The sequence below is a fragment of the Pseudomonas sp. HMWF006 genome (genome assembly GCF_003061205.1).
Lineage (GTDB): Bacteria > Pseudomonadota > Gammaproteobacteria > Pseudomonadales > Pseudomonadaceae > Aquipseudomonas > Aquipseudomonas monsensis.
This window is the reverse complement of record NZ_QAIU01000043.1, coordinates 27127-34827: the sequence shown is the minus strand read 5'-3', so window position 1 is coordinate 34827 and position 7701 is coordinate 27127. Positions and strand designations below refer to the sequence as shown.

Genomic DNA, 7701 nt, shown 5'->3' with positions numbered 1-7701 from the left:
CCGGGGCATCCGATTGCCGGTTCCGAGCAGAGCGGGGTGGAAGCTTCCAACGCTGAACTGTTCCGTCGGCACAAGGTGATCCTGACACCGCTTGAGCAAACCGATCCGGCGGCGCTGGCGGTGGTCGATCGCTTGTGGCGCGAATTGGGCGCTGACGTCGAGCACATGCAGGTCGAGCGTCACGATGAAGTGTTGGCTGCGACCAGCCATCTGCCGCACCTGCTGGCCTTCGGTCTGGTCGATTCGTTGGCCAAGCGCAATGAAAATCTTGAGATCTTCCGTTACGCTGCGGGCGGTTTCCGCGATTTCACAAGAATCGCCGGAAGCGACCCGGTGATGTGGCACGACATCTTCCTTGCCAATCGCGAGGCTGTCCTGCGCACACTCGATACATTTCGCAGCGACCTCGACGCCTTGCGCGACGCGGTCGATGCAGGGGATGGGCACCAATTGTTGGGCGTCTTCACGCGCGCCCGGGTTGCCCGCGAGCATTTCAGTAAAATCCTGGCCCGCAGGGCCTATGTGGACGCTATGAATTCCAACGATCTGATCTTCCTGGCTCAACCTGGTGGCCGCCTTTCCGGTCGGATTCGCGTACCGGGTGACAAATCGATTTCCCACCGCTCGATCATGCTCGGCTCCTTGGCTGAAGGCGTGACTGAAGTGGAAGGTTTCCTCGAGGGCGAAGACGCCCTGGCGACCTTGCAGGCTTTCCGCGATATGGGTGTGGTCATCGAAGGCCCGCACCACGGCCGCGTGACCATTCACGGTGTCGGCCTGCACGGCCTGAAACCGGCACCGGGCCCGATCTATCTGGGCAACTCCGGTACGTCGATGCGCCTGCTGTCCGGCCTGCTGGCCGCGCAGGACTTCGACAGCACCCTGACCGGCGATGCGTCGCTGTCCAAGCGTCCGATGAATCGCGTGGCCAATCCACTGCGTGAAATGGGCGCCGTGATCGAAACCGCTGCCGAAGGTCGTCCGCCGATGACCATTCGCGGTGGTCACAAGCTCAAGGGGCTGACCTACACCATGCCGATGGCCAGCGCCCAGGTGAAATCCTGCCTGCTGCTCGCCGGCCTGTACGCGGAAGGCAAAACGACCGTTACCGAGCCTGCGCCAACCCGCGATCACACCGAGCGCATGCTGCGTGGTTTCGGCTACCCGGTCAGCGTTGAAGGTGCGACGGCTTCGGTTGAGTCTGGTGGCAAGTTGACTGCGACCCACATTGAAGTGCCGGGTGACATCTCGTCGTCGGCGTTCTTCCTGGTGGCAGCGTCGATCGCCGAAGGTTCGGAACTGGTGCTTGAACACGTCGGCATCAACCCGACTCGTACCGGTGTTATCGACATCCTGCGCCTGATGGGTGCGGACATCACTCTGGAAAACCAGCGTGAAGTCGGCGGCGAGCCTGTGGCTGACCTGCGCGTGCGGGCAGCTAAGCTTAAAGGTATCGAGATTCCGGAAGAGTTGGTCCCGTTGGCGATCGACGAATTCCCGGTGCTGTTCGTGGCTGCTGCCTGTGCTGAAGGGCGCACCGTGCTGACCGGCGCTGAAGAGCTGCGGGTCAAGGAGTCGGATCGTATTCAAGTGATGGCGGACGGCCTGTTGGCGCTGGGCGTCAAATGCCAGCCGACTCCGGACGGCATCATCATCGACGGCGGCCAGATCGGCGGCGGCGAAGTGCATGGTCACGGCGATCACCGTATCGCAATGGCTTTCAGTGTGGCCTCCCTGCGTGCCACCGCACCGATCCGCATCCATGATTGCGCCAACGTCGCGACGTCGTTCCCCAACTTCCTCGCATTGTGCGGGCAGGTTGGCATTCGTGTGGCACAAGAGGCTCAGTCGTGAAAAACATTGCACCGGTCATCACCATTGATGGGCCAAGCGGCTCGGGCAAAGGCACCGTAGCCGGGATTCTGGCCAAGCGTCTGGGCTGGAACCTGCTGGATTCCGGTGCGCTTTACCGTTTGCTCGCCTTTGCCGCGCATAACCATGGCGTTGATCTGACCAATGAAGAGCTGCTGAAGAAACTCGCCGCTCATCTGGATGTGCAGTTCATTGCGGCGACCGAAGGTCAGTTGCAGCGAATCATTCTGGAAGGTGATGAAGTCAGCGATGTCATTCGCACCGAAAGCGTCGGTTCCGGCGCTTCGCAAGTGGCTGCATTGCCCGCCGTACGCGAGGCGCTGCTGCAGCGCCAGCGTGCTTTCCAGGAAGCGCCGGGCCTGGTGGCCGATGGTCGCGACATGGGTACGGTGGTGTTTCCCGATGCACCGCTGAAGATTTTCCTGACCGCCAGTGCCGAGGAGAGGGCGCGCCGTCGATATTTGCAGTTGAAGGGCAAAGTCGAGGGTGTTAGTCTGTCGAGTCTGCTAGATGAGATCCGTGCACGCGACGAGCGTGATACCCAGCGCGCAGTGGCCCCGCTCAAACCGGCGGCCGACGCGATACAGCTGGATTCCACGGAGTTGTCCATCGATCAGGTGCTTGAACGCATCATGAGCGAGATCGCCATTCGCGATATCGCCGGGTGACCAAGAAGGTTGCAGGGGACCAGTCATAGTCCTGCGGCGCTTCTTCTATATGAAACTAACCCACACCGTCTGGGGTGTGGAGATGGGCGTATCCTTCGCCCTCATTTACAGGAATTAAAATGAGCGAAAGCTTTGCGGAACTCTTTGAAGAAAGCCTAAAAACCCTGAACCTTCAGGCAGGCTCCATCATCACCGGTGTTATCGTTGATATCGATTACCAAGCTCGCTGGGTAACCGTTCACGCTGGCCTGAAGTCTGAAGCACTCATCCCGCTTGAGCAGTTCTACAACGACGCTGGCGATCTGACTATCAATGTCGGTGACGAAGTTCACGTTGCGCTGGACTCGGTTGAAGACGGTTTCGGTGAAACCAAGCTGTCCCGTGAAAAAGCCAAGCGCGCTGAATGCTGGATCGTTCTGGAAGCAGCCTTCGCAGCTGAGGAAGTGGTCAAGGGCGTTATCAACGGTAAGGTTAAAGGCGGCTTCACTGTCGACGTTAACGGCATCCGTGCGTTCCTGCCAGGTTCCCTGGTTGACGTCCGTCCAGTGCGCGACACCACGCACCTGGAAGGCAAAGAGCTGGAATTCAAGGTCATCAAGCTGGACCAGAAGCGCAACAACGTTGTCGTTTCCCGTCGCAGCGTCCTGGAAGCCGAGAACTCCGCCGAGCGTGAAGCTCTGCTGGAATCCCTGCAGGAAGGCCAGCAAGTCAAAGGTATCGTCAAAAACCTCACCGATTACGGCGCATTCGTCGACCTGGGTGGCGTGGACGGCCTGCTGCACATCACCGACATGGCCTGGAAGCGCATCAAGCATCCTTCCGAGATCGTCAACGTTGGTGACGAAATCGACGTTAAGGTTCTGAAATACGATCGCGAACGCAACCGTGTTTCCCTGGGCCTGAAGCAACTGGGCGAAGATCCATGGGTTGCTATCAAAGCCCGTTACCCAGAAAGCACTCGCGTTACCGCTCGTGTAACCAACCTGACTGACTACGGCTGCTTCGCTGAGCTGGAAGAAGGCGTTGAAGGTCTGGTACACGTTTCGGAAATGGACTGGACCAACAAAAACATCCACCCTTCGAAAGTCGTACAAGTCGGCGACGAAGTGGAAGTCATGGTTCTGGACATCGACGAAGAGCGTCGTCGTATCTCCCTGGGCATCAAGCAGTGCAAGTCGAACCCGTGGGAAGACTTCTCTGGCCAGTTCAACAAGGGCGACAAGATCTCCGGCACCATCAAGTCGATCACCGATTTCGGTATCTTCATTGGTCTGGACGGCGGCATCGACGGTCTGGTTCACCTGTCCGACATCTCCTGGAACGAAGTGGGCGAAGAAGCCGTACGTCGTTTCAAGAAGGGCGACGAGCTGGACACCGTTATCCTGTCGGTTGACCCAGAGCGCGAGCGCATCTCCCTGGGCATCAAGCAACTGGAAAGCGATCCGTTCTCCGAGTACGTCTCGGTTAACGACAAAGGCGCAATCGTTACTGGCACCGTGAAAGAAGTTGACGCCAAAGGCGCCATCATCGTTCTGGCCGACGATATCGAAGCGACTCTGAAAGCCTCCGAAATCAGCCGTGACCGCGTTGAAGACGCGCGCAACGTTCTGAAAGAAGGCCAGCAAGTAGAAGCCAAGATCATCAGCGTTGATCGTAAGAGCCGTGTAATTCAGCTGTCGATCAAATCGAAAGACGATGCTGAAGAGAAAGAAGCTATCCAGAGCCTGAACTCCGTTCAGGAAGCTCCAGCCGATACCACTATGGCTGCTCTGCTGAAGCAAGCAATGGCCAAACAGAACTAAGTTCTGCTTGATCATGAAAAAGGGCGACTTCGGTCGCCCTTTTTTGTGCCTGCGATTTACCGATTTTTGCCGTCCTTTTTTATGAGTGTGCTTGTAGGTGAAACCAAATCATTTACCTGATGGTCTGTTTCTTTAATCGGATCAATCGCCTATTCACGACTAAGCTAGGTCTTAAGCGTGTAGTCGTCGGGCTTCGCCTGGCATAAGGAAGTGAATGAACAAGTTTATCGTCCTCTTGGCTGCTGTGGTTCTAGCGGGCTGTACCACCAGCGCCAAGACCCATGCGGTGCGAGGTGTCAGTGGCATAGAGATAGACTGCTCCGGATTGGGCTCTGGCTGGGACAAGTGTCAGCGGCGTGCGGCGAAGGAGTGCAAGGGGGCTGGATACAAGGTGATCACGCGATCTGACGATGCCAGGGATGAGGAGGAGTTTCCTTTTGGCTTCAACCCGGCAGGCTACGTCACCCGCACGATGCTGGTGATATGCCGGTAGAGCGTGTTTGCGGGTTTGATGCCCTGAAAACGGGCGTTTCGGCGCCGAGGAAGATATGTCAATCCCTGGGCTGTTCAAAATCTTCCGGGCGTGCTAAAACCTTTCAAGCGCTGATCTAGCTGCTTGAAAAAGAAGGGAAAAATATGACGAAGTCGGAGTTGATCGAACGAATTGTCACCCATCAAGGGCTACTCTCATCCAAGGATGTGGAGCTGGCCATCAAGACCATGCTTGAACAAATGTCCCAATGTCTGGCGACCGGTGATCGTATCGAGATCCGTGGGTTTGGCAGCTTCTCATTGCACTATCGTGCCCCGCGCGTAGGCCGCAATCCAAAAACCGGCCAGTCGGTCAGCCTTGACGGCAAATTCGTTCCGCATTTCAAGCCGGGTAAAGAGCTGCGTGATCGGGTGAATGAGGAAGAGGAGGAGGGGGTTTGATCTTCGCTATTTTTCAAGGGGGCGCTGATGCGTAACCTCAAGCGCATACTTCTTGGCGTTTTTATTCTTTTACTGATTTTGGTGATTCTGGCGTTTGTTCTCGAGAATCAGCAGTCGGTTTCGTTATTGTTTCTGGGTTTGTCTGGGCCTCAGTTGCCGATTTCGTTGATCGTGGTTTTGGCTTTGCTTGTCGGGATGCTGATCGGGCCGGTGTTAGGCTGGTTTTTGGGGCGCTCATCAAGAGTCGCGAGTAGAAACAGAGCTGCGCGCAAGCATTTGACAGAGTGAAAGCCTCATATGCTTGCTTCCAGGCTTAGCTATATCCAATAGTAAAACGCCTATGAAGCTGTAAAATGCGATCCTCTTTTGGTTGTGAGGTTTTCACATCCATTTAGACTGAATTTGATAAAAGCTACGATTGGTAGCTTTTGCATTCGTGGATTGGACAGCGCTCCCGAATCGCTGTCAGCAGCTCAAAGGCATGGTACCGCGTGAAAATTCTAGTAACCGGCGGCGCCGGGTTTATCGGCTCAGCAGTTATCCGTCACATCATTTCCAATACCGGCGATTCTGTCGTTAACGTCGATAAGCTGACCTATGCCGGCAATCTGGAGTCTCTGGCTGATGTGAGTCAGAGCTCGCGCTATGCATTTGAGCGCGTAGACATTTGTGATCGCGGTCAGATGGATCGAGTTTTGCGTGAGCACCAGCCTGACGCGATCATGCATTTGGCGGCAGAGTCGCACGTTGACCGCTCCATATCGGGTCCGTCGGAATTCATCCAGACCAACATCATTGGCACCTACACGCTTCTGGAATCAGCGCGTCATTACTGGAGCGGCCTGGAGCAAGGTCGTAAAGCCGTTTTTCGCTTTCATCATATCTCTACTGATGAAGTGTACGGCGATCTGGAAGGGCCTGAAGATCTGTTTACCGAAACCACCCCCTACCAGCCAAGTTCGCCTTACTCTGCCAGCAAGGCTAGCTCCGATCACCTGGTTCGCGCGTGGTCTCGCACCTATGGTCTGCCGACCCTGGTTACCAATTGTTCGAACAACTATGGTCCGTACCATTTCCCCGAAAAGCTGATTCCGCTGATCATCCTCAATGCACTGGAGGGCAAGCCTCTGCCTGTGTATGGCAAAGGTGATCAGGTCCGTGACTGGCTTTACGTCGAGGATCACGCCCGCGCGCTCTACAAAGTCGTCAGCGATGGCGTCATTGGCGAGACTTACAACATTGGTGGCCACAACGAGAAACAAAATATCGAAGTAGTGCATGCTCTCTGCGCGCTGCTTGATGAGTTGCGCCCGGCTTCGCCTCATCGCCCCCATGCGAGTCTGATCACTTACGTGCAGGACCGCCCCGGTCATGATCAGCGCTACGCGATTGATGCAAGCAAGATACAGCAAGAGCTCGGTTGGTCGCCGGAAGAGACGTTTGATAGCGGTATCCGCAAAACCGTGGAGTGGTACCTGAACAATACTGAATGGGTCGCGCATGTGAAGAGCGGCAGCTATCAGCAGTGGATTGATCAAAACTACGCAGATCGTACGGGCAAGGCATGAAAATCCTTCTTCTGGGAAGAAACGGCCAGGTCGGTTGGGAGTTGCAGCGATCTCTTGCGCCCCTCGGTGAGTTGGTGGCACTGGATCGTCAAGTAACCGATGGCCTGTGCGGTGACCTGAGCAATATTGATGGGTTACGGGCAACTCTCCGCGCAATCAGGCCAGATATCGTTGTCAATGGGGCTGCTTACACCGCAGTCGACAAGGCCGAGGCCGAGACTGAGCTGGCGGATCTTGTAAACGCCCATGCTGTTGGAGTATTGGCGCAAGAGGTGAAAGCGCTTGGCGGGTGGCTGGTTCATTACTCGACAGACTATGTTTTCGATGGGCATGGATCTGCACCATGGCGGGAGAGTGACGCCGTGGCTCCGGTGAATCACTACGGTGCCAGCAAGCTTGCGGGAGAGCGATTTATCATCGAATCCGGCTGCAAGCATCTTATCTTTCGCACAAGCTGGGTGTATGGCGCTCGTGGCAATAATTTCGCCAAAACCATGTTGCGTCTGGCAAAAGAGCGCGAAAGTCTGAGTGTCATCGCTGATCAGATGGGTGCGCCAACCGGTGCAGACCTGATTGCGGACATCAGTGCCTTGACCCTACGACAGGTTTTCCTGCGTCCTGAGTTGTCAGGTCTTTATCACCTGGCGGCCGCAGGCGAGGTCTCTTGGCATGGATATGCAACTCACGTGATCGACTTCGCCAAAGCCCTTGGGGAAGACCTCTGTGTGAAGAGTATCAATGCGATCGAGACGTCTGCCTATCCAACGCCAGCCTGTCGCCCACTGAACTCCCGGTTGAATACAGAAAAGCTGCGCGACAATTTTTCTTTGCACCTGCCGGATTGGCGCAGTGGTGTAA

General features: G+C 56.1%; 8 protein-coding genes. All 8 read left to right on the top strand.

Going from position 1 to position 7701, the window contains the following annotated elements:
• A partial coding sequence (locus tag DBR24_RS01555; RefSeq protein ID WP_128613674.1) for a bifunctional prephenate dehydrogenase/3-phosphoshikimate 1-carboxyvinyltransferase occupies window positions 1-1854 on the top strand: 1854 nt, incomplete at its 5' end.
• Window positions 1851-2540 carry a (d)CMP kinase gene (gene cmk / locus DBR24_RS01550; protein ID WP_064391442.1) on the top strand — a complete coding sequence of 230 codons (690 nt, stop codon included), beginning with the start codon at window positions 1851-1853 and terminating at the stop codon, window positions 2538-2540. The genes DBR24_RS01555 and cmk, both read left to right, overlap by 4 nt.
• A gap of 119 nt (window positions 2541-2659) precedes the next feature.
• The gene (rpsA, locus tag DBR24_RS01545; RefSeq protein ID WP_025113090.1) at window positions 2660-4342 is read left to right on the top strand and encodes a 30S ribosomal protein S1; all 1683 of its coding nucleotides are present in this window, start codon (window positions 2660-2662) and stop codon (window positions 4340-4342) included.
• Between the two features lie 214 nt (window positions 4343-4556).
• Window positions 4557-4835, top strand: a complete 279-nt coding sequence (locus tag DBR24_RS01540) for a hypothetical protein (RefSeq protein WP_123466655.1) — start codon at window positions 4557-4559, stop codon at window positions 4833-4835.
• Between the two features lie 143 nt (window positions 4836-4978).
• Complete coding sequence (gene ihfB / locus DBR24_RS01535; RefSeq protein WP_003189779.1) at window positions 4979-5275, top strand: integration host factor subunit beta; 297 nt, start codon at window positions 4979-4981, stop codon at window positions 5273-5275.
• A 27-nt stretch (window positions 5276-5302) separates the two neighbouring features.
• Complete coding sequence (locus DBR24_RS01530) at window positions 5303-5563, top strand: lipopolysaccharide assembly protein LapA domain-containing protein (RefSeq protein ID WP_095125174.1); 261 nt, start codon at window positions 5303-5305, stop codon at window positions 5561-5563.
• Window positions 5564-5766: 203 nt separating this feature from the next.
• Window positions 5767-6843 carry a dTDP-glucose 4,6-dehydratase gene (gene rfbB, locus DBR24_RS01525; protein ID WP_128613673.1) on the top strand — a complete coding sequence of 359 codons (1077 nt, stop codon included), beginning with the start codon at window positions 5767-5769 and terminating at the stop codon, window positions 6841-6843.
• Window positions 6840-7701: dTDP-4-dehydrorhamnose reductase (gene rfbD, locus DBR24_RS01520; RefSeq protein WP_128613677.1), on the top strand; the 862-nt coding region annotated here is incomplete at its 3' end. The genes rfbB and rfbD, both read left to right, overlap by 4 nt.

What these genes read in the sequence shown, in the direction of transcription:
- rpsA (WP_025113090.1), top strand. Translation starts at nt 2,660, where the DNA reads ATGAGCGAAAGCTTTGCGGAACTCTTTGAAGAAAGCCTAAAAACCCTG.
- DBR24_RS01540 (WP_123466655.1), top strand. Translation starts at nt 4,557, where the DNA reads ATGAACAAGTTTATCGTCCTCTTGGCTGCTGTGGTTCTAGCGGGCTGT.
- ihfB (WP_003189779.1), top strand. Translation starts at nt 4,979, where the DNA reads ATGACGAAGTCGGAGTTGATCGAACGAATTGTCACCCATCAAGGGCTA.
- DBR24_RS01530 (WP_095125174.1), top strand. Translation starts at nt 5,303, where the DNA reads ATGCGTAACCTCAAGCGCATACTTCTTGGCGTTTTTATTCTTTTACTG.